Raw genomic sequence first — 21,379 nt, forward strand, 5'->3', positions numbered from 1 at the left:
GACCAGCGATCATTGGCAGCCGTCGGGATCAACATCGGCGCTCGGGTGCCTATCGCCCGCTTACGCCCGCCACGCTTGCGTACCGTCAGCTTCTCTTACCGATAGAGCCGGAAGAGTTTCTTGTGGTTCACAAGATGCCCCTCGCGCCTAAGCAGCACATGAAGGCGTCGATATCCAAAACGGCGGCGTTCATGCGCCAGCGCCTTCATCCGCTCGCGAAGGTCATGGTCATCGCTGCGCCTGGTTTCGTAACGGATCGCCATACGGCAAAAGCCCATGGCTTTACACGCCCGCCCCTCTCAGCGGTGTAAACACCGCCTGCCGGGCAATGGTTCGCTCATCTGGTGATGATCCATCAGATGAGCGACAGCTTTCCGCCTTGCTGCGGGCGTCACCACTTCTTTCCCAAAAGGTCTTTCAAGGCGGCGTTGTCGAGCATGGCGTCTGCCAAAAGCCGTTTCAGCTTCGCGTTCTCGTCCTCCAGCGTCTTCAGCCGCTTGACTTCGGATACGTCCATGCCGCCGAACTTGGCCTTCCACTTGTAGATGCTCGCATCACTGACACCGTGCTTGCGGCAAAGCTCCGAGACCGGCGTGCCCGCCTCGTGCTCCTTCAGAATGCCGATGATCTGTTCGTCTGTAAAACGGTTACGCTTCATTCCCTGGTCCTCTCAATGGGCCAGAGCTTACTTCAAAATGGATTATTTCGACGGGGCAAGGTCAGCTAGAACAAGGCCGACCAAGTAAGCGGTAGTCACGCTTGGCTAAATGATACGGAAATATGCACCGGAACGTTGTTCCGGTTGGCATTTTTCAGTGTTGCCTAAGTGGCTTATTTTATTGAGAAAGAAAGGCGTGGTTGGGGAACCTGGATTCTCACATGATTTCAATGGCTTAGTGGGTGAGCCTTGAAATTCCCTCTGTTTTCCAATCGCGAGCGACCGTGGATGTCACCTTTGTGCCCTGGCTTTGGGCCTCAGTCAACAGGCGCTAAAGCGGCAATTATTTCCGGATCGATGCGCTGAACTTTACGCGCAAAAGGGTGGGATATCACGCAGCACACCGAAGTTGTGCGTGTGGCGGCACGGAGCCCGTCGCATGAGACCAATCCGGGTTCTGGTCTCATCAGTCCAAATTTTGGACCGACGAAGGATCTCCTCACAACAAAATCGTCAGATGAGCCAAACTCAGCGGAGAAGCTTCTGCTGCCTCAAGACTTCTCGAGGCGCCGGAGACCGCCAGATCGTCTGGAACGATTCCACCACATTTGTGGCAGTTACCGCAACGCCGGGTAGGGCTACCCAGGCTGGCGTAAGGCGACTGAGGAGGGCGGTTACCGTTGTCGAGGCGGCCGTCTGCCCCTGCCGGAATGGCTGCTGGGCAGCAATTGTTACAATTGGCCCGCCGCCCGAGAGGCTGATGGCCGCCTCCTTGCCGAGGTCGACTGTGGCGATTGGAACAGACAGGCCAGCGGAGACGAGAGCCGCGGCCGCCGCGATGGCCGGCGTATCCCAGACCACGAACAGCCCTTTTAGGTTCGGAAGCTTTTTTGCTAACGCCGAAGCCGTCGCGCCCGCCTCCGTGAGGGAAGGGAATCGGGCGACATGCAGGTGGTGGCGCGGTCGGTTGATACGCATCCATTTCACAAAGGCGATCTCGCGCTCGTTGGTCGCGAAGAAATCCGATTCGTATCCGAGCACACCGACCTCGGCTTCCTCGCCGAGATAGGGCGCGAGACCTTCTGCCGCCATCTTACCGAGACCGAAGTTGTCTGCTGAAATCAGCGATACGTAATCCTTGCCCGGCAGTAGACCAGTCGGGACATTATCAAGCAGCACGAGCTTGATTCCGGCGGCGGAAACGCGTGCATGGGCCGCGGCGACCTTGGCATTGGCGACCGGGAGCGAAATGATGGCGTCCGGTGCTTCGCGGATCAGGCGGTCCAGCGCCTCGATCTGCACCTCGGGCGTGAAACCGCAGTCGACGACATCGATAACCGCCACACCGCAGTCGCCGAGCGTTCCGACGATACCGGCCAGTTGCTGCTTGGCCCAGTCGCTCGCCAGCGTATGCAGGACGATGGCAATGCGTAAGCCCGCAGCCCGTGCCCGTGCCTTGTCCTCAGGAAGAAGCAAGACCCGCTCTGGTGCGGATGCGCGTTCGCCATGGGGACCAAGTCCTTCAATCACCATCGACACGCCTCAAGTTTTGGGCGGCGGCATGACCGCTGCAACGGCTGCGGTCTGCGCCTCTAACCGGCCGCGAAGGGCCTCGAATTGTGGATGCGCCTGCGGGCGCCCTGCCATAATCCAGTCGCGGAGTACGGCTGGCGAGAACAGGCTTTCCGTCGCCACGATAGCAGCCCCGACGAGGCCGGAGGAACTGCCCATCTGTGAGCGGATGATCTGTAGGTCGCGACTGACCAGCGGGTGGGATGCGCCATAGATGGCCTCGCGAGCGGCTGCCAGCAGTATATCGTTGCTCTGAGCGATCGACCCGGAGAGCACGATCAGTTCCGGGTTCAACATGTTTGCAAGCGTCGCCACGACCTGGCCGATCATACGCCCGCTTTGCGAGAGGATATCGATGGCCGCCGCGTCGCCCATATGCGCCGCCTGCGCCACTTCGATCGCCGTGATCTCGCCGCCGCGCCGGGCATGCTCGGCGAGGATCGGGCTCAAGCCCTTCTCCGCCTGTATCCGGCCGTCACGAATTATCGACTCCGAGCCGGCCATGGTCTCCAGCGTACCGTGCCTCTCACCCGAACTGACCGGCACGGAGCCGATCAAGCCGACCGCGCCTTGTGCGCCCCGGAACAGCGCACCGTCGCTGACCAGCCCGGCGCCGATGCGTTTACCGATCTTGACGAACAGCATCGCCCGGTGGCCGACGCCAGCTCCGGAGTGAAATTCACCCATGGTCATGGTCTCGACGCTGGACCGCAGCCAGACGGGAACGTCGAATCCCTCGATCAGTTTCTCGACCAGCGGAAAGCTCTCCCATCCCGGCAGCACCGGGGGTGTGCCATTCTGAAAAAAGCTTTCGCCAGCGTCGGTCACGACACCAGGCACGGAGATGGAAATGCCCCATAGCTCACCGGCGTCCGGCTGCATATCGAGGATCCAGCGAAACAGCATGGTGAGCCGGTCGAGCAGCGCAGAGACAGGTTGCGTCAGGTCCGCTGCCTCGTGATGTTCCATCCTCAGATGGCCGCCGAGATCGGCAAGGCCGACGCCAAGCGCAGTCTGGTCGAGGGTGGCGACGAGGATGCTGCCGCGATTTGCGGAAAACCGCACGAGCCGCGGCGCCCGGCCGCCTGAGGCCGTGCCAAGTTCGCTCTCATCGACGAGCCTGAGCTCGGTGAGCGTCCCGAGGCGATCTGCCACCACGGCGCGACCAAGTTCGCTTTCCCGCTCCAGTTCTTGACGGGTCGTGGCCTTTTCCGTGCGCACCAGGTTGAGAATTTCCACAAGGCTGGGCGCAGCCGTTTCCGCCGTGCGCGGACGCCCCTTCCGTCGCGGGTGCATATCGGCGTCCATCTTCGCCGTAGCAGGCATATCTATTCCTTTCACCCGAACCAAGCGGATAAGCCTTGATAAATCCTCGCCTTGAGACGTGCAACAACAAACTTTTGTATTAAAACAGCATAAGTTTGCTGATAAATGCATTTTAAATGTTGACATGAGTGGTTTAAAGGCGCACTCAAGTCGATATAAGGTGGAAATGTCTTTAGGAGGAGACGACCATGGAGCGTTGCAAGCTGGCTTATCATGCCAATTGCTGGGGGGAGCTCGGCGGAAGTGCCGTTGGCGTCACCTCGATTACACAGCTCTCCTACCGAACCTTCGGTGACATGCGGCGTGCCTTCGCCGATATTGCAGCGGCAGGATATGAAGGTGTGGAGCTTTTCGATGGCAACCTGCTCGATTTCTCCACGGCGGATATGCGTGCCCTGCTGTCCGACAATGGTTTGAGCCTTGTCGCCGCATATGCTGGCGGAAACTTCATCTTCGACGATATCCTTCCTGAGGAGTTGGCCCGCGTGACGCGCGCCGCGGAACGGGCCGCCGAACTCGGTGCTCCGCATCTCGTTGTCGGCGGCGGCGCAAAGCGTTTCGACGGAACGCGGGAGGCGGATTTTCACAAGCTCGCGGCAGCGCTTGATCGGGTAGGGGAAATTGCGAGCGCACACGGTTTGCGCGGCCATTATCATCCCCACCTCTCCACAATCGTGGAGGGACCTGAGGAGGTCGCAAAGATCTTCGGCCTGACGGGTATCGATTTCTGCCCGGACACGGCGCATCTCGCAGCAGCAGGTGGCGATCCTGCGCAGCTTATACGCGATCACGCGTCCCGTATTTCCTATGTCCACCTCAAGGGCCTGCAGTGCGAGCCGTTTGCCTTCACGCCTCTTGATCGTGGTGACGTGCCGACCGACGGCATTATTGCCGCCTTGCGCGAGATCGGCTTTGCCGGCTGGATCTGCGCGGAACTCGATGCCTGGACCGATCCGCTGGAGGGCGCTCGTGCCAGTATGACTTATCTAAAATCGGCCGATCTCAAGAAGGATTGAAGGCCACCGGGGCTGTGCCCCATCCACGGGAGGAAACCATGATTACCAGACGCATTCTTTTGTGCTCCGCGGCCATCGCGGCAGTGCTGTCCATCGCGGCCCCGACATTTGCCGCCGATCCCGATACCGCGCTCGCCAAGCTGCAGGAATCGGTGCTGTCGAAGGGACCGTCGGGTGAAGACCCGTCGCCCGCCTCCGGCGTCTCGTTGACCGCTGAGGAACTTGCCAAGGTCAAGGCAATGGGTGCCACGGCTGCCATCGTCATGCATTACGGCGGCAATGACTGGTCTCGCGCCCAAATCAACGGCTTGCAGACGCAGTTCGCGGCCATGGGCATCAAGGTCATTGCGGTCACGGATGCCGGCTTCAAGCCCGAAAAGCAGGTGGCCGACCTCGAAACCATCATGGCGCAGAAGCCGAACATCATCGTTTCCATCCCGACCGATCCGACTGCGACCGCATCGGCCTACAAGGCCGCAGCGGATGCTGGCACCAAGCTGGTGTTCATGGATAACGTGCCTACCGGCTTCAAGGCGGGCAAGGACTACGTCTCCGTCGTCTCCGCTGACAATTACGGCAATGGCGTTGCCTCGGCGCATCTGATGGCCAAGGCACTCGATGGCAAGGGCGAGATCGGCCTAGTGTTCCACGCTGCGGATTTCTTCGTTACCAAGCAGCGCTATGACGCCTTCAAGAAGACCATCGCGTCGGACTATCCCGATATCAAGATCGTTGCCGAGCAGGGCATCGGCGGCCCGGATTTCTCCGGTGACGCAGAAAAGGCCGCCGGCGCAATTCTGACGTCCAACCCGAACGTCAAGGGCATCTGGGCGGTCTGGGACGTGCCCGCCGAAGGCGTCATCGCCGCAGCGCGAAATGCCGGACGGGACGACCTGATCATCACCACGATCGACCTCGGCGAAAACGTGGCGATCTCGATGGCGCAGAACGGTTTCGTCAAGGGCCTCGGCGCCCAGCGGCCCTATGATGCGGGCGTCGTAGAAGCCAAACTTGCTGGCTATGCCCTTCTGGGCAAGACGGCCCCAGCCTTTGTCGCCCTGCCGGCTCTACCTGTCACCCGCGACAGTCTGCTAGATGCGTGGAAGACGGTCTATTCGACCGAAGCGACCGCCAACGTCAAGTCCAGCCTAGGCAACTAAACCGCTTACAGCGCGCGGTGCGGAAAATCCGCGCCGCGCCAGGAGAGCCCCGGTAAGGCGATCGCTGATCCCGCCGGCATGTTAAGCAGCGTATCGCTGCACCAAATTAGGAGATACCTCGATGACGAAAGTGATGAACGTCGCCATGATTGGCGGCGGCTTCATGGGCAAGGCGCATGCCATGGCCTATGCCGCTATGCCGATGTTCTTTTGGCCGGCTCCGGCGATCCCGCACCGCAAGGTGATAGTGGATGTGACCGACGGCATGGCCGAGGACGCCCGCCAACGCTTCGGTTTCGAGGAAGCTTCCTCGGATTGGCGCGCCACGGTCAACCGGCCGGATGTTGACGTTGTCGATATCTGCACGCCGAACAATGTCCATGCTGAGATCGCCATAGAGGCGGCAAAGGCCGGCAAGCATATCATCTGCGAGAAGCCGTTGGCTCGCACCGTGGACGAAGCCCGCGCCATGGCCGAAGCGGTCAAACAAGCTGGCGTGATCAACATGGTGGCCTTCAACTACCGTCGCACCCCAGCCGTTGCTCTGGCGAAGAAGTACATCGATGAGGGTCGGATCGGTCGCATCCTCAATTTCCGTGGCACCTATCTGCAGGACTGGTCGGCGGATCCGGATTCACCGCTTTCCTGGCGCTTCCAGAAGAAGATCGCAGGCTCGGGCGCGGTCGGCGATATCGGCACCCATGTGGTCGATCTTGCGCACTATCTGGTAGGGCCGATTGCGGAGGTCATCGCGCTGACCACGACTTACAACAAGACCCGTCCGCTTCAACAGGGCGGTATCGACAAACTTGGTGCGGCGGAAAAAGCGGCCGACGCTGAACGTGGCGACGTGGATGTGGACGACGAAGTCGTATCGATGCTGAAATTTGCCAATGGTGCGATCGGTAGCCTTGAGGCGACCCGTAATGCCTATGGGCGCAACAATTTCATCACGCTCGAAATCCACGGTACGAAGGGCTCGATCCACTTCAACTACGAACGCCGTGACGAGTTGCAGGTCATGTTTGCGGACGACCCGGCTGATGCGCGCGGCTTCCGTACCGTGTATACCGGTCCGGCGCACCCCTATGGTGGCGGTCTCTGGCCGATCCCCGGCCTCGGCATCGGATATTCGGAAACGAAGATCGTCGAGTGCTACGACTTCTTCCAGGCGATCGCGAAGGGTAAGCAGCCGAGCCCCAATTTTGAAGACGGCCTGCTGACCGAACTTGTCGCGGATGCTTTCATCCGCTCCGGTGAGTCGGGAGTATGGGAGAAGGTGGGATGAACGACAGCGCCGCAGCCGTTCGGATGACAGGCATTTCGAAATCCTTCGGGGGCGTTCGCGCCCTTGAAGGCGTCGATCTCGAGGTGTTGCCCGGCGAGGTTCATGCCCTGTTGGGCGGCAACGGCGCTGGCAAATCCACGATCCTGAAGATACTGAACGGGGTTCATCGACCTGATCAGGGTACGGTCGTCGTCGCCGGACGCGCATTGACGGCTCACACGCCGGAAGAATCGCGTGACGCCGGCATTGCCATGAACTACCAGGAAATGAGCCTTATCCCGACGCTGACGGTGGCGCAGAACGTGTTCCTCACGCGTGAAAGCCGCACCGGCACCGGATTGATCGACGATGCGGACGCGGAGCGCCGCGCCGCTGAACTTTTTGCGCGGCTTGAGGTCTCGGTCGATCCCCGCGCCCTGGTCGGCGATCTCGGTGCTGGCCAGAAGCAGTTGACCGAGATCGCCAAGGCGATTTCGCAGGATGCGAAGGTTCTCGTTTTGGATGAGCCCTCGACGGCGCTCGCGGTCTCCGACGTTGAACGCCTCTTCGTCTTCCTTCAAAAGCTGAAGGTCGAGGGGGTCGCAATCATCTATGTCAGCCACCGCATGGACGAGATCGCCCGCATCGCCGACCGCGCCACCATTCTGCGTGACGGCCGGCACGTCGTCACCGCGCCGCTTTCCGAGCTGCCGATCGACACCATGATCGAGCATATCGTCGGCAAGCGCTCGAAAGGACTCTCGGACGTCGTGCGCGGCGCTTCCGTTAGGGGAAAGGTCCTGCTGGAGGTCAGCAATCTCAGCGGTGCACACAAGCCTGAGCATGTGTCCTTCGCGCTCCACGCCGGCGAAGTCCTCGGCCTGGCTGGGCTTCTGGGTTCTGGACGGTCTTCGCTTGCGCGGCTGCTCGCCGGTATCGATCCTGCTGCAAGCGGCACGATCAGCATCAAGGGCAGGGAGGTCTCGATCCGTAAGCCCGGCGATGCGATCGACAACGGCGTGGCGCTGGTTCCAGAGGCGCGGGCCACCCAGGGCATCATTCCTGCGCATTCGGTGGCATCGAACATGGTGCTCGCGGTCATCGAACGGCTGTCGCGTGCCGGTGTGGTCGACCGCAAGGCCGTGGTCGACCTCACGGACAGGCAGATTGCGCGGCTTTCGATCAAAACGGCGAGCCGCGACCACGCCGTGGCCACGCTATCCGGCGGCAACCAGCAGAAGGTGGTGATCGGCAAGTGGCTGGCCACAGATCCCGACATACTCATTCTCGACGAACCGACAGCCGGAATAGACATCGGCTCGAAGTCGGAGATCATTCGTCTGGTGCGGGATCTTGCCGCCTCCGGCAAGGCCATCATCATGATCTCCTCGGAGCTTTCGGAACTGCTGACCGCTTGCGACCGCATTCTTGTCATGGCGGATGGACTCGTTCACTCGGACCTTCCCCGCGAGGCTTTCGACGATCCGGCAGTGGCGGTGGACGACCCGGCGCATCGCCTGCAGGCAGCGGAGCAAAAGCTCCAGACCGAAATACAGCGGGCGCTCGCAGCCCAGGAGACGATCAATGCTTAAGGCTTTCGCCGCCAACTGGCGCCAGAACATCATCTATATCGGCTTCATCGCCATCTTCGTCGTGTTCGCAGTGACGCTGAACGACAAGGGCTTCCTGACAGCCAACAATCTTCTCAACATCGTGCGCCAGACGGCGATGATCGCCGTCATGGCGATAGCCATCACCTTCGTGCTGTCGGCGGGCGAGATCGATCTCTCGGTCGGCGCGGTGGCAGGCCTGACGACGGTAACCGTCGCCATGGCGATAGCCGTCGGCGGACCTTTTGCAGGCGTGCTGGCAGGGATTGCCACAGGCCTTGCCGTCGGGTCCTTCAACGGCTGGCTGACCACGCGCATCGGTATTCCATCCTTTCTCACGACGCTGGCGATGATGGGCATCGCCAAGGGCGTCGCCATGTGGATTTCCGCGACCGCTGCGGTTCCGATCCTTTCGCCCGGCTATTCGTGGCTGTTCGGCGGTGGCAATCTTGGTCGGATTCCCGTGCTGCTGGTGTGGATGCTCGTGCTTGGCGTCATCGGCCATATGGTGCTGCGGCGCACAGGATTTGGTCGCCGTGTGCTCGCGACCGGCGGCGGCGAAACCGCTGCACGCTATTCCGGCATCGATACCCGCAACATCAAATTCAAGGTTCTGGTAATGTCGTCCTGTGCGGCGGCTCTGGCAGGCATGCTGTATGCAGGGCGTCTGCAATCAGGCCGCTTCCAGCTTGGCGAGGGTGACGAACTCTCGGTCATCGCAGCGGCGGTGCTTGGTGGCACCAGCCTGTTCGGCGGGAAGGGCACCGTGGTCGGTACCATCGTCGGGGCCTTGATGATCGGGCTTATCAACAACGGCCTCATTCTGATGGGTCTGGAATTCAGCCAGCAGTTGATCGCCCGCGGCGGCATCATCATCCTGGCCGTCGCCCTCAGCCAGAAGAAGTCGGCATCATGACCGTCACCATTATCGGAACCGTAACGGCTCGCCCCGAATACCGGGATGAGCTACAGGCTATCCTCAGTCGTCAGGTAGCCCCGACACGGGCGGAAGGCGGCTGCATCAACTACGACCTCCATGTGGATGCGGCAGATGACTGTGTATTCGTTTTCTACGAGAACTGGAGAAGCCAGGAGGATCTCGACCAGCACATGGAAATGCCGCATCTCGTACCGCTTCTATCGCAGATAGACAGACTGCTGGCAAAGCCGGTCGAAATCCGACACCTGCGGATGATCGGCAACCCGGCCACGTGAGCGAGCATTCAGGGCACCGGCCCTCTTGATTAGGCTAAAAGCGGCCTGGTTCTCCTGGCTCCCTTGTCTTCTTCCATAGTGGCAAATGTCGAAACCGACTATATCGGTGAGTACACAGATACGCCCGTCAATTTCCGCGGCGATGTGCCGGAAGGGTTTACGGGGACGGAGAAGTAGCTATCGACATCGGACCAATGTGAGGCACATCATCTGGATAGATGGCAAACGGTCGGCCTCATTGCAAGAAGTCCGCGATGAAGCAGATAGCGGACGACAAGACCTGCTTCAACGTCAGCGTGGTCTTTTTCCAACGCAATATTCGACAGTCAGATCCTGGCCCCGTTGCTTGCGGATCCCCAGCCAATTTTCTGGCCGCCTTAGAATGCGACGGATGCTCCAATGACTGCGGCCGAGATCGCCCAACTCATTGAAAGGAAGCCACTTTTCCGTGCGGGAGATGTGAGCCGATTTAGATCGAAAAATTGGTCAAAAACGACTTTCCTGGGAGGCCTGGATTCTCACACGATTTCAATGGCTTAGTAGGAAAGCCTTGAAATTCCCTTTGTTTCCCATCGCGAGCGACCGTGGATGCCACCTTTGTGCCCTGGCTTTGGGCATCAGTCAACCGGACGGGCGAGCGGCAATAATTTCCGCTCTAGTGGCGAATTCGCGAGCAGGTCACAAACCACATAGACGTCCGCTTTGCGCGAACATTTCTGTCGTTCAAGTCATGCAATTCAGTTATCTTAGCGGTCACCGAAAAGAGCAGGGAGCGTCGGGCCCGTTGTGGGCGTGAGGATGATTTCGAGAGGGAAAGGCATGGACTGTCAGGACCGCAATGTTATCAAATGCCGATACGGGAAATATGTGTGAAAAAATTGGTCGCTCGTTCTGTGGCAGGCATGCAGAGATGTCAGTGTCCCGAGGAGGTTGCCGATGAAGAACAAGAAAATACCCAGTGATATTACTGCTGCCATCAGGCAGTCGGCAATCGATGGCTGGGACGATGATGCCGTTATGGTTGCCCACACTATCGAAACCGAAAAAGCCGCCTATCTTGAGCTTGAAGCGCTGGACTTCGGGACTGCTGCCGGCTTTCGTGAAAGCATCATTGCCGCTGTCTCTGAGATTTCCGAGGGCTGGGACGAGCGTCTGTCCATGGCCAAACTTGAAATCGAAGCTTTTCAAGAACTGCATGCCGCCAGGTTCGACGGTGTGCCCGCCAAAGAAATCTCCCAACTGAAAAATGAAGCCGAGCAGTCATTCCCCGATGACTTCACGGGGCAGCGCGATCATGTCGTGGCAGGCGCCCGGCGATTTATTTACGTCAGGGAACTTCGGGCTAGGATCGAGCCGATCAAGAATCTGCTGATCGATATGGAAGGGATCATCGGAGACGAATGCTACAACGCCAATATCCAGAACTACGGCGCAGGGGGCATCTGGGAAGGTGAAGGGCGGTCGTTCCGATATCCCGTGAAATTCGACAAGGGCGACGAGAGCTTAAAGCGCCGATACGTCCCTGCGGACATCGATCCGGAGGTGCTGATGACGGGACGCTATCAGTTCGGCAGCAACGAGCTGGGCATCTTCCGGGCGCTGGTCAAAGTTGTCGAAATGCTGGAGCGTGACTACGGTCTTCGCATCACGGACGCCAACCGCAACAAGTGAGGCGGGCCTGCGCGGGTTATTCGAGCCGAGGCCAGGCGACGGGGAAAATCGGGTTGAGCGGGTGAAGGCTGGCCGAGCGGCGGGCGGTCACGTTTGAATGGCCGGATCATCGGTTGCTTGAGACGCAGGCCGGGCCCGGATCGTTCGGGTGACGATCAGGAGCTTACCAACGATGAATGCCCCGCTGCCCCCATGCGCTGGTGGATCGAACACAAGAACCAATTCTTCTACAATTGTGATCTTTCCCGGTCTATTTGTACCGTTGAGAACGGTACGGTGTGAAAACGGATAACGCCTTCATCGACGCCACAAATAATTTCGATCCTAGTCTGTGATTTGAATGAATCTTCGCCCAAATGAGCATCGAATTTTTACTTGTCCTGTGACAGATAAAAATGAATTCGTTTCCCTCAACGTGTGCCTTGTTTGCGCGAAGGTCGCGTCTAACAAGCGAGATAACATGACAAGCACACGAGAACTGCGGATTAAAGCATTCAACAACTGGCCGGCTGAAACGGGTTTTCCAGTTCAACAGCAGTATACCGAACTGTTGGCTCGAGCGAACGTGCAAGCCCCTATTGTCCACTGCAATCTAGGGATCATCGACGACAGAGAGTTTCACATTCTCGTTGCTTTTCTCTTGGACGGGCTAGATGCGCTGCCGCATCGGCCATCTGGGTCTGATGTTCGGCGCTTTAGCTGCAGCGCAAGATGGAGAGGTGAAGGGTTTCGGCGTGCCGCTGCGGCAATTGACATTTGGGCTTTTGCTGTTTCCAGGCGTCTGGGATTGGTATCTGCAGTGGCGCGAGAAACGAAGAGGCTTCTTTACCGCATGGGAGGTCGATATGTTGCGGATCGCCTTATCTCTCACCAAAGAAGATACCGGGTGGCTTCGACAGCATCCGGAGCTTCTAGCTAGAGTCCAACCGATCGACGGCCTCGTCTCTCAAAATGAGATCGATTTTGCGAACGAGGACTGGCATGCTGCCTGTGAAAAATTCCACAAGCATGCAGCTCAGCGAGCCAAGGAAATACAGCGGATTGCTCGCGTCCATCGTGATCCTTTCGAACCAATCATGCCGGTTCTCGAGGCGGCGAGTCCTGTTGGTGAGTATCGCAAGATCACCGAGGAGATTATCCGCCTCATGCCAGATGAACATCGCTACCCCCAACCGGCTGCGGAAGCTGTTCGGTCATTCCTGATGCTTAGGCTTGGTTTACATTTAGGGCTGCGGCAGAAGAACCTCAGGCAACTGATGCTCAATCCGAAAGGCTCGATGCCGCGTTCGGAACGCGCGTTGGAGAAGATGAAGCGTGGCGAAATCCGTTGGAGTGATCGCGAAGGCGGTTGGGAAGTTTTCATCCCTGCCATCGCCTTCAAGAACGCGCACTCGTCCTTCTTTGGCGACAAGCCCTTTCGACTGGTGCTTCCAGATCTCTTGGATCTCTACAGGTATATCGAGGCCTATGTTGATCGGCATCGATCGGTGCTGCTGAAATCGGCCGCCGATCCCGGTACATTCTTCGTCAAGACGGTTAAGACGACCAGCACGGACGCAGCGTATGATACGACCAGCTTCTACGAGGCATGGCGTCTGACCATCCAGCGTTATGGGATTTACAATCCCTACACCGGGCGAGGCGCGATCAAAGGTCTTTTACCTCACGGTCCTCATAATGTCCGGGACGTGCTCGCGACCCATATCCTGAAGCAAACTGGCTCGTATGAGCAGGCGAGCTACGCCATCCAGGACACCGCCGACATGGTCGCAAAGCACTATGGGCGCTTCTTGCCCCAGGACAAGGCGGCTCTTGCTGCGCGTATCCTGAACCAGGTCTGGGAGGCTGCTTAACGAGGCGAGACGTCGGAAATCATTTCCGGCGTCTCGCATCATTCTTTGCCTCCCGCGCCCAAGGCGGCGGCAGTCGCTTCTCGATCCATGGCAATAGTTTGATCGGCTTCGGTTCAATGCCGGACGTGATGATCGGATATTTGCTCAGAGCATCGCGCATCAACGGTACGCGGGCAGGATTTGTGTAGCGAAGGCTGGTCTCACTGCCCTGACTGAGCCTTCCCGAGATATCGTCGATGACCAAGGGTGGCACACCTGCCTGTAGGAGAGTATCTGCCATGCCGTGACGCAGCGCGTGGAAAGCGCGATCCCACATTTTCTCTCCTAGCGACTGTTTCATGATGGGAAGGAAGACGTCGTAGAAGCGGTCCCCCGGATCGTTCGTGGTCTTGTCTGAGAATAGGTCAGGAAATACGGCCTCATATCCCAAGTCCTGGAGAGCGGCGCAATACCCCAAGAAGCCTAGGCGAACCAGTTCATCGGGAAGCGGTAGCAGCCTCTCCGATTGCTCAGTCTTTAATCCTCTAAACTTATTGGTACGCAGGATGAGCACCAGGCCATCATCGTCTTCGGCGATGTCGTTCAATGCAAGCCCGGCGAACTCGCTTCGACGCGCACCGAGATAGGAAAACATAACGGGCAGGAAATAGGCTGCATCATGGAAGACATGCGGTCCTGGTTTCTTGCGTCCGCGATCATTATTCAAGGACCCAGTATAGATCGGGCTGGAAAAGATTGGTTTGATTTCGTCCGGTTTCGGCTTGTGCTGCTGTTTGCGAATGGAGCCAAGCTTCGGTTTCTTTGGCCTCAAGCCTTCAAACGTCCAATCTTCAAGTTCAAACCCGTGCCCACGCACATGCTTCAAAAAGTGATTCAGGTTTCCAAAATGCTTACGGATCGTTGCGGCGCTCAAACCCACCGCCGCGACCGCGCCTTCAGTCTCGGCTTGCTCGCGTAGCTTTTGCCCTTCGGCTCGTAATTCGGCGGCGGACATCGCCCTCATTCTGGCGCCCTGCCCCCAACGCGTCGGAATGTCATTGAAGTGCTGACGAAGCTTGCCGATGTGGTACTGGGTAATCCGCCCGGTATGTTCCACACCGTGTTCTTCGAGCACGCCCTTGAAGATGCGAACCAGCGCACGAGCATCACGTGCGGTGGTCTCATCCCAAGAGTCCTTCATGTTCTGCGCGAGCTTTTCGCACTCGGTCTCGAAGTCTGCAACTTGGATCACAGGACGTGTCTTGCCCTCAACCGGCTGATCGATGGCTGCTGCCTGCTGTGATGGAGTACCGTCAAGCTTCTTGATCGGCGGATCTTCCAGCTCGGGCGGCGCGACAATGTCATTGTCGGGAGCTGCAGTCACCGAAGATGATGACGTCGTTTCAAGAAATGTACCTTCGATGAAATTGGGCTGTGGCCTAGATGCCGCACCGCCTGTAAGCTCGCTGAGGTCGCGATCGGCGAGCGGGTGCCTTTCGGCGACGTCAAACAGAGCTGCTGCCCGTCCGTTGAAATAGGCCTTCATGGCCTTTTCCTCGTTGAGCGCGTTTGGATTGATGTCGAACAAGTACATCAATCTGTGAAGCCCCTCCTGAAAGCCGCGCGAGGTCGCCTCTTGACGAAGTTCGAGATAGTTCGAGCGGATTGAGAAGAAGTGAGAGGCTCGGACGCCTTGCTTTCGAAGATAGGCATGGCCGGGGCAATCAGCATCCAGCGTCAGGCGATGGCGATTTCCGAACATTTCAAGAAGGCGATACGCCCATCCATTTTCTAGATCCATCTCCAGCTCTGAAATATCGGCAGGACGGCCGTAGCGCCGCGCCACCATCGAGACGTCGTCCAGATGCATGAGCATCATGTCCCGTTCGTGTTCGCAAAGCTTTTGGAGCTGCGCCTTGGACATGGGTTCCTTCCGCTTCAACTTCAGTTCGGCGACCAGCATGTTCAGCTTGCGGCCGATCGCCTGCGCTTTCTTATGATCAGAACAGTGAAGGCTCAATGAAAGCCGGCTGCCTGGTTGGCATTTCCCGAAGGCGCTTGGGACGCGCGCACGCCAATAAAAAATATTGCCGCGGCGGGTGAGATTCTCGACGTCGTGGCGGACCGCCATGAGGTTTTGCCCTTGCCTGCCACCTGAAATGCCGGCGCGCGTATTTCGCGTGGGCATCATCTGTGGGCTACAGTTCTGGGCATCAGGTCGCCAATGATGCCAAAACGATATCCGGCACGACTGGAAAATCAAGGAATTAAGGGCATTTAGGGAGAATTGGCTGGGGAACCTGGACCCTCAAAAGGTACGACCCTAACAATTTGATGTTGCAAAAGAATAAGTAGTTTCATAGGGGTAGGGTACATATCGCATGCCATTTTGAGGTACATTCCTTGTCTCGAACCCGTGCTCCAGCATACCTTGAAAAGATGAATAACGGCGGTTGGAGGGTGTCTGTCCCTGTCCCTCGAGACATGGTCAAGATCATCGGCAAGACACGTCTGAAGCGCTCACTTGAGACTCATAGCCAAGCAGAGGCCGAGCGGCGCAAACACGCGATTGTTGCCGAGTTCCTCGTCATGATCGAAGCGGCCCGAGCCGGGAGGCTTCCAAAGGCGTTGGTTACCGGCATCGCTGCAGCGCCCTCCATGTCGAGTAAGGAACTGACTAGCCTTGCCCTCGACTTGCGAGCCAACCTCCAGTCACAAGAGGGGGACAGTGAGGCAGTCGAGCTGGAGACCGAGGGCATTTATCAGGTTGCCGACAAGATCAGGGGCCAAGAGGTTGGAGTAGATGAGGAGACGGACAACCCTATCTTCGACCGCCAGAGCGCGGAAAAGGCTGGGCAGTTTCTTCGGGTAGCTCTCGGCAAGGAAACCCCAGTCCGTGAACCTCTCGACCTATTCCATGCTCAGGTGAAGTGGTCGCCTCGTACCAAAAGCGACAGCAGCAGAGCGATCACGGCACTGGAGGACTGGTGTGAGGAAAGCCGTGTGCCGTTCGTGATCGAGGCCATCACACGGAGAAGAGCGGGCCAATTCATTGGCGACCTCGCGGCCAGCACCGAACGCCCGCTCACAAACAGGACCATCAATAAGTATCTGTCCTGTCTGTCGCAGTTTTGGGTTTGGCTTGAAAAACGAGGGTACATCGAACTCGATAGTTCGCCGTGGTCTCGTCAGTCCTTGCCGAAGGTTCAGCCCTCGGAGGACGAAAAGGAGCGCCCGTTCACCGATGATGAGGTGATCAGGTTGTTTAAGGCAGAACCCAACCAGCCCTACCTCAAAGACGTTATGCTGATCGGAGCGCTCACCGGTGCGCGTATTGATGCGATTGTCAGTCTTAGGCGGAAGGACATTGGCGATGAAGGTACCATTCGTTTCAAACGTCAGAAGCGGGAGAGATACTCTAGGCAGGTTCCAATCCATAGTGCGTTGAAGTCAACGATTGATCGTCTCGTAAAAGGTAAACAGATGGATGACGCCTTGTTTCCCGAGTGTCCGCCAATCCCTCCTGACACGGTGCAGGAGCGATCCATGCCTGCAGTCAAGGCATTCACCTATTTCCGCAGAAGTCAGGGTGTAGTGGACGCTGTTGAAGGGAAGAGAAGGGAGCGTGTGAACTTCCATTCCTTCCGCCGCTGGTTCATTACCAAAGCCATTCAAGCGGGCCAGCAGGAACTTGTAGTCCAGATCGTGGTAGGGCAGAAGCCGCAGAGTGTTGCCGCGAGCGTCTACCTAGGCGGGCTCACTATGGAACAAATGGCCCAATGCGTAGAGGCTGTGAAGCTGCCGTGATTTGCGGCAATCGGGACGAATGGGCGACCACGGCATCACCTGCTGGATGAGCCGTTCTGGAAATGTCTCGGACAACGCCGCAATGGAGAGTCTTTTCTCGCCACTGAAAACGGAGAGAACAGCACGGAGGTTCAACACACGAGGAACGATGTCAGAGCAGATGTGTTCGATTATATCTAGGGCGTCTACAACCCGAAAAGACGCCACTCGACACTGGGCTATCTCAGCCCCAATGACTCCGAAACCAAGGTGGTATTAGCTTAGCCTTGTGTCCGATAAACCGGCAGCAAAGCGAATGTAGGCTCATTTGCTACCTAGCACGGCTTCAATAAGTTCTACCGTCCTGCCATCAGGATCGACGCATGTGATCTTTCGCTTATCGCCCTTACCAGAATCAGATGCTTCTATACCGCTGGCGGCCAGCCGCTTAACGCACCCGTCCAAATCGCGATGGCGGATAAACACTATTGTACCGCTGCCGGCAGGCTCGTTTCTCTCGCTTCGACGCAGTACTAAATGATGATCCAGCCGAACTTGACTCTGGGTTCTGCTCAAAACTGGCAACCCGAGGATCAAATTGTAAAATTCGACCGAGCGATCCAAATCGATCGAAACAAGGCAGATTCCCGCTAATACCGCATTGACCTCTTGGTGTTGCGGTGGACTTCCAAACTGAAGCTGTGGCAGGTTTACATTATCCTCGCTCGATTGCGGTGCCTTAGAGAGCTTTTTGATAACGATTGTTGGCGCATCGGGTGTCTCCAACTGCCAAGATTGCGATCTTAGACCTCGGCTCTTCGACCGAACAAGATTTGCGGGGCGAGCGCTCGTCGGAAAACCGCGCGGTAACGGTACGTTTTTTTTTCCATTGCTCAACTCCGCGATTATCTTCGCCAGTATTTTGGCATTGATCATCTCGAACCCATCAGTCTTTTTACTTCGGTTGGCAGCAAGTTCCTGAGCCAGTTGGTTGAGATAGCGGGTATCCTGAACTTCTTGCAATATAGCACCGATCCAGTCTGTTCCGCTTGTAGCACCGCAAAGCGCCCCCGTCATAGATGCGATTGTGTCCGTGTCAGACCCTTTTGCGAAGGCAGCTGTCAGTACACCTTCCATAGGCCCCGCTGCGTGACGGGACGCTAGGTAGATCGCAGCCGCAGCGGCGACCGTTCCAGCACCCAAGATAGCTTTGTCAAAGCAGCCAAGCCGCTGCATAGTTTCCCCGTCGAGACTAAGGGCACCTGCTTCTAAGCTGTCAGCGCCAACCCTCAAGCGCTCAATCATATTTGATACCGCATCACCCCATCTGGTCTCAAAGCCGTGCTCCTGCGCTTTATCTATCCAAGCGGGCCACATCGCATCAATGTCAGGCCATGTTGCCCACTGCGCCTGATGCTTTAGTAGCGCACTCAGCAACTCGCCGTAATCAAGCGTTCGATTGATACGTACAGCGTACCAAAGTGCAAAGGCATAAGCCAAAGCCCCAACCAAAGCCTCAGGGTGACCATGGGTGATAACGCCATCTGCGATGACCGCCTGAGCAACTGAGTCGAATCGCTCATCACGAACTCCCAGCAGTACGTGCGGAGCCACTCTCATCGCGACTCCGTTGCCCCCTGCTTGATAGTAACGATCTCTGTCAGAAGACCCAGCCTCCCATGGAGGAGAACCCTTGAGCCAAAGTCTTGCAGCCCTAAGGCTGGCACCGCCACCACCACGTTCATAAATCGTCCATAGAGGCAGCTCAACTCTCGCCAAGTACTGCCACCAAGCTACATAATTCAGACGCGCTCTCGCTCCAGCAATAATGAGCTGGGTATCGTCACTATAGGTGCCCGCCGGTATCACCTCTTCATGGGGCTGAAAGCGTCCGCCGGAGCGCTTGACCCAGTCATAGAAACTGAGTGCAGCCTTTTTTGAGGAAGACGAGTTTTGTGCGCGCCCTTCTTGCGGCCAGCCGAGAGCGTCACCGAAAGCAGCACCCAGAATAACGCCCTGAAATTTTATCTCGCTAACGTTGGCTGCGTTACGTTCAACCGACATATCGATTACTCCCAAACGCTTTAAAGCCAAATTTCAGCGGCACGGTTGCCGCTCGTGATCAGATTACTCAGCGCAAACTTATTAAACAAATCGGGAGCTACAACAAACTTGAAGCCCTCTGCGTCGATGTTGTTGATTTTTAATCGTACCTTCTCGGTTTTTGCTTGGTCTTCGGATTGCACGGCGACCCCTACTATGTCTGCCATGTTTATGCGATCAAAAATCAGAACTTCAGCCTGTTGATCAGTCGGACACGGAGAGAGGTGCGCAGCGCTTCGGACGTAAGTTTTATTGTAGGCCCCTTTTATACGATTAGCGTACATAGCCTCAAATCCAGCTAGTCCTTGTAAGATGTTTCGCCCGCCATTGGCAGCGGCATTACGAGGACAAAACAGTGTTGTCTCTGCCAAAAGATAATTAGGTCTTATCAACAGAACCACCCAATCAGGAAACAGCTTCTCATTTCCCCTCGCCTTATCAAAGTACCACGCATTTGGATACTCGATCGAGCAGCATATGTGCGTGGTACGCCCATCGAGGCGTGCTAGGTCCGTAGGATTGAAAGTCCCTCGTTCTGGCTCTGAGAGGTGAGCGGTGCTTAGAACACCAACCCTTCCAGCGGCGATATGCTGTAAATTACGCGAGGGAGTGAAATGGCACAGCCGACTAACCCCGCGCTGTGCGATAGCTTCAGCGATGTCAGTCATTTGGCAAGCACCGTATACAGTGAGGCGTCTGGTGGAAGGAGGTGTGTTCTGTCACCAACGTGCGTTATAATAAGCGCAGTCTTCGCTCGGGTGACGCCTACATACAGCAGGCGACCATCGTTTGCATCCGCCTCTTCTTGACCGAAGTCTTCAACTTGAGATGGGTCAGGAAAACGATCTTTGTCCATAAAAGGTAAGATCACAGTTTCGAATTCGAGGCCTTTTGCTGAATGATAGGTCCCCAAGTAGATATTCGGTCCGTCGATCCAAGTAGCGTTCTCATCTTTAAGATCGATCACGTTTCGAGGCAAATACGGCTTCAATTCTCGTTTCTGCGCAGCGGTCCTCACAAGTATCGCAGTAGCTCGTGTCCCCGCCATGGCCTTGGCTTGGCTCGCCACGAACTGCATCTCATCGGACGTCTTCTTAAACGAAACCAATGTTGGTCTTGGCCCTGCTGCCTTGGGCGTAGTTGGCGCCACCATGTCAGGTGTGCCAGCGTAGTAATCCATTTTTGCAATGGCCAATCCCAACGCCGCAATTTGTTGACTGTTCCTATAGTTCTCGGAAAACTGCCACACCTTCTGTGGTTGCAGCCCTGCCGAGCGCCAAGACATCCTGTGGCCATAAATTTGCTGGGCGACATCGCCGAAGAATGTAATTGACCCTTCAGGGGGCACTGCCTTGGCGAGGGACCTCAGCATTTGGGGAGATAGGTCCTGCCCCTCATCGATTACGATATGTCTATATTTCCGCTTTGTGACATCGGCCTCGAGAGCGCTTAGCACGGAAGAGGATATGTCATCCCAATCATATCGAAACCCCATTTCAGCGCGGCTCTTTAAATATGAAGCTCGAATTTGCCAGATAATTTTACGAAAATTACTAACTAGGCCATCTCCGCGACCAATGCGCTTAACGTCTAAGTAATCGGCCAGATCGCTAATGCCATTCTTGGCTATCCAGCCTACCTCGCTGTCAAAAAAGCCAATCGTTTTATCGAAGAAGGTATTCGACTTGTGTGTCCCTTCGATCTGTTCGACGGCATCTTTTATCAGGTTTCTGCGGGCGTCATTCCCGATTATGTCATTGTAGCTTATAAGCCGCCTGAAGTTCAGATAGCCTCGTGCGAAGAGGTGGTAGTGCTCGACCGTGACATTCTTCAAGCGTTTTTCCGAGATGCTCCGAATATAGCCACTTAACGCCTTATTGTAGGTGATAAGGAGTACTTTGCCATTTCCCGGAAGATCAGGGTCTCCCAGATAAGCTGCTCTGAGAATAGCCATAGTGGTTTTTCCACTTCCCGCTGTACCCAAGACAACCTGATGGCCGGAAGCTGGGAGGCAGACGACCTCCCGTTGACGTTCTACTGGAATGGGAAAAGGCACGATTTTGATCCGGCGAAAAAACTATGACTTCCTATTTCTAGTTGCACGAAATCACGGGAGTCAATTCCTATGCAATGCTTTTCTTCCGATGCCATAAGGCCGTTCGT

The 21,379-nt window shown here is 56.9% G+C and carries 14 protein-coding genes and 3 pseudogenes; 10 read left to right on the top strand and 7 right to left on the bottom strand.

All coding sequences use genetic code 11. The features are described from left to right. The 3 genes and pseudogenes from GGQ73_RS00005 to GGQ73_RS00015 all read right to left on the bottom strand — a co-directional run. Positions 1-658 (bottom strand): annotated as a pseudogene (locus tag GGQ73_RS00005) (transposase); the annotation flags it as partial. Between the two features lie 528 nt (positions 659-1,186). After that, on the bottom strand, positions 1,187-2,191 hold the full coding sequence (locus GGQ73_RS00010; RefSeq protein WP_183892963.1) for a substrate-binding domain-containing protein: 1,005 nt from the start codon (positions 2,189-2,191) through the stop codon (positions 1,187-1,189). Positions 2,192-2,200: 9 nt separating this feature from the next. Further along, complete coding sequence (locus GGQ73_RS00015; protein WP_183892964.1) at positions 2,201-3,556, bottom strand: ROK family protein; 1,356 nt, start codon at positions 3,554-3,556, stop codon at positions 2,201-2,203. 188 nt (positions 3,557-3,744) lie between these two features. Between GGQ73_RS00015 and GGQ73_RS00020 the strand changes: the two genes are divergently transcribed. The 8 genes and pseudogenes from GGQ73_RS00020 to GGQ73_RS00055 all read left to right on the top strand — a co-directional run. Further along, complete coding sequence (locus GGQ73_RS00020; RefSeq protein WP_183892966.1) at positions 3,745-4,572, top strand: sugar phosphate isomerase/epimerase family protein; 828 nt, start codon at positions 3,745-3,747, stop codon at positions 4,570-4,572. Positions 4,573-4,610: 38 nt separating this feature from the next. Further along, positions 4,611-5,732 (top strand): substrate-binding domain-containing protein, encoded by a 1,122-nt coding sequence (locus tag GGQ73_RS00025; protein WP_183892968.1) that lies wholly within the window; start codon positions 4,611-4,613, stop codon positions 5,730-5,732. 121 nt (positions 5,733-5,853) lie between these two features. Continuing rightward, complete coding sequence (locus GGQ73_RS00030; protein ID WP_183892970.1) at positions 5,854-7,020, top strand: levoglucosan dehydrogenase; 1,167 nt, start codon at positions 5,854-5,856, stop codon at positions 7,018-7,020. After that, positions 7,017-8,591, top strand: coding sequence for a sugar ABC transporter ATP-binding protein (locus GGQ73_RS00035; protein WP_183892972.1), 1,575 nt, complete (start codon positions 7,017-7,019; stop codon positions 8,589-8,591). The genes GGQ73_RS00030 and GGQ73_RS00035 overlap by 4 nt, the downstream gene beginning before the upstream one ends. Continuing rightward, positions 8,584-9,525, top strand: coding sequence for an ABC transporter permease (locus tag GGQ73_RS00040; RefSeq protein ID WP_112953155.1), 942 nt, complete (start codon positions 8,584-8,586; stop codon positions 9,523-9,525). Before GGQ73_RS00035 ends, GGQ73_RS00040 begins: the two co-directional genes overlap by 8 nt. Next, complete coding sequence (locus GGQ73_RS00045; RefSeq protein ID WP_183892974.1) at positions 9,522-9,824, top strand: putative quinol monooxygenase; 303 nt, start codon at positions 9,522-9,524, stop codon at positions 9,822-9,824. The genes GGQ73_RS00040 and GGQ73_RS00045 overlap by 4 nt, the downstream gene beginning before the upstream one ends. Positions 9,825-10,760: 936 nt before the next feature. Continuing rightward, positions 10,761-11,495 (top strand): hypothetical protein, encoded by a 735-nt coding sequence (locus GGQ73_RS00050; RefSeq protein WP_183892976.1) that lies wholly within the window; start codon positions 10,761-10,763, stop codon positions 11,493-11,495. A gap of 662 nt (positions 11,496-12,157) precedes the next feature. After that, positions 12,158-13,348: pseudogene (locus GGQ73_RS00055) on the top strand (hypothetical protein); the annotation flags it as partial. Between the two features lie 19 nt (positions 13,349-13,367). Here the strand turns inward: GGQ73_RS00055 and GGQ73_RS00060 are convergent. After that, on the bottom strand, positions 13,368-15,590 hold the full coding sequence (locus GGQ73_RS00060; RefSeq protein ID WP_234910827.1) for a site-specific integrase: 2,223 nt from the start codon (positions 15,588-15,590) through the stop codon (positions 13,368-13,370). Between the two features lie 176 nt (positions 15,591-15,766). Here GGQ73_RS00060 and GGQ73_RS00065 point away from each other — a divergent pair, with 176 nt between their 5' ends. Further along, on the top strand, positions 15,767-17,134 hold the full coding sequence (locus tag GGQ73_RS00065) for a DUF6538 domain-containing protein (RefSeq protein WP_327786281.1): 1,368 nt from the start codon (positions 15,767-15,769) through the stop codon (positions 17,132-17,134). A gap of 19 nt (positions 17,135-17,153) precedes the next feature. After that, positions 17,154-17,398, top strand: a pseudogene (locus tag GGQ73_RS00070) (IS3 family transposase); the annotation flags it as partial. 39 nt (positions 17,399-17,437) lie between these two features. On the opposite strand, the gene GGQ73_RS00075 reads toward GGQ73_RS00070, so the two are convergent. Genes GGQ73_RS00075 through GGQ73_RS23215 form a run of 3 tightly spaced genes read right to left on the bottom strand, consistent with a single transcriptional unit; the run spans position 17,438 to position 21,272 of the window. Continuing rightward, on the bottom strand, positions 17,438-19,177 hold the full coding sequence (locus GGQ73_RS00075) for an ADP-ribosylglycohydrolase family protein (protein ID WP_183892982.1): 1,740 nt from the start codon (positions 19,175-19,177) through the stop codon (positions 17,438-17,440). 20 nt (positions 19,178-19,197) lie between these two features. Next, positions 19,198-19,884: a DarT ssDNA thymidine ADP-ribosyltransferase family protein gene (locus GGQ73_RS00080; protein WP_183892983.1), complete on the bottom strand. Its 687-nt coding sequence runs from the start codon at positions 19,882-19,884 to the stop codon at positions 19,198-19,200. Beyond that, positions 19,881-21,272, bottom strand: coding sequence for a 3'-5' exonuclease (locus tag GGQ73_RS23215; protein WP_183892985.1), 1,392 nt, complete (start codon positions 21,270-21,272; stop codon positions 19,881-19,883). The genes GGQ73_RS00080 and GGQ73_RS23215 overlap by 4 nt, the downstream gene beginning before the upstream one ends. Between the last annotated feature and the right edge of the window lie 107 nt (positions 21,273-21,379).

It is taken from the genome of Rhizobium skierniewicense (assembly GCF_014196515.1).
GTDB classification, from domain to species: domain Bacteria; phylum Pseudomonadota; class Alphaproteobacteria; order Rhizobiales; family Rhizobiaceae; genus Agrobacterium; species Agrobacterium skierniewicense.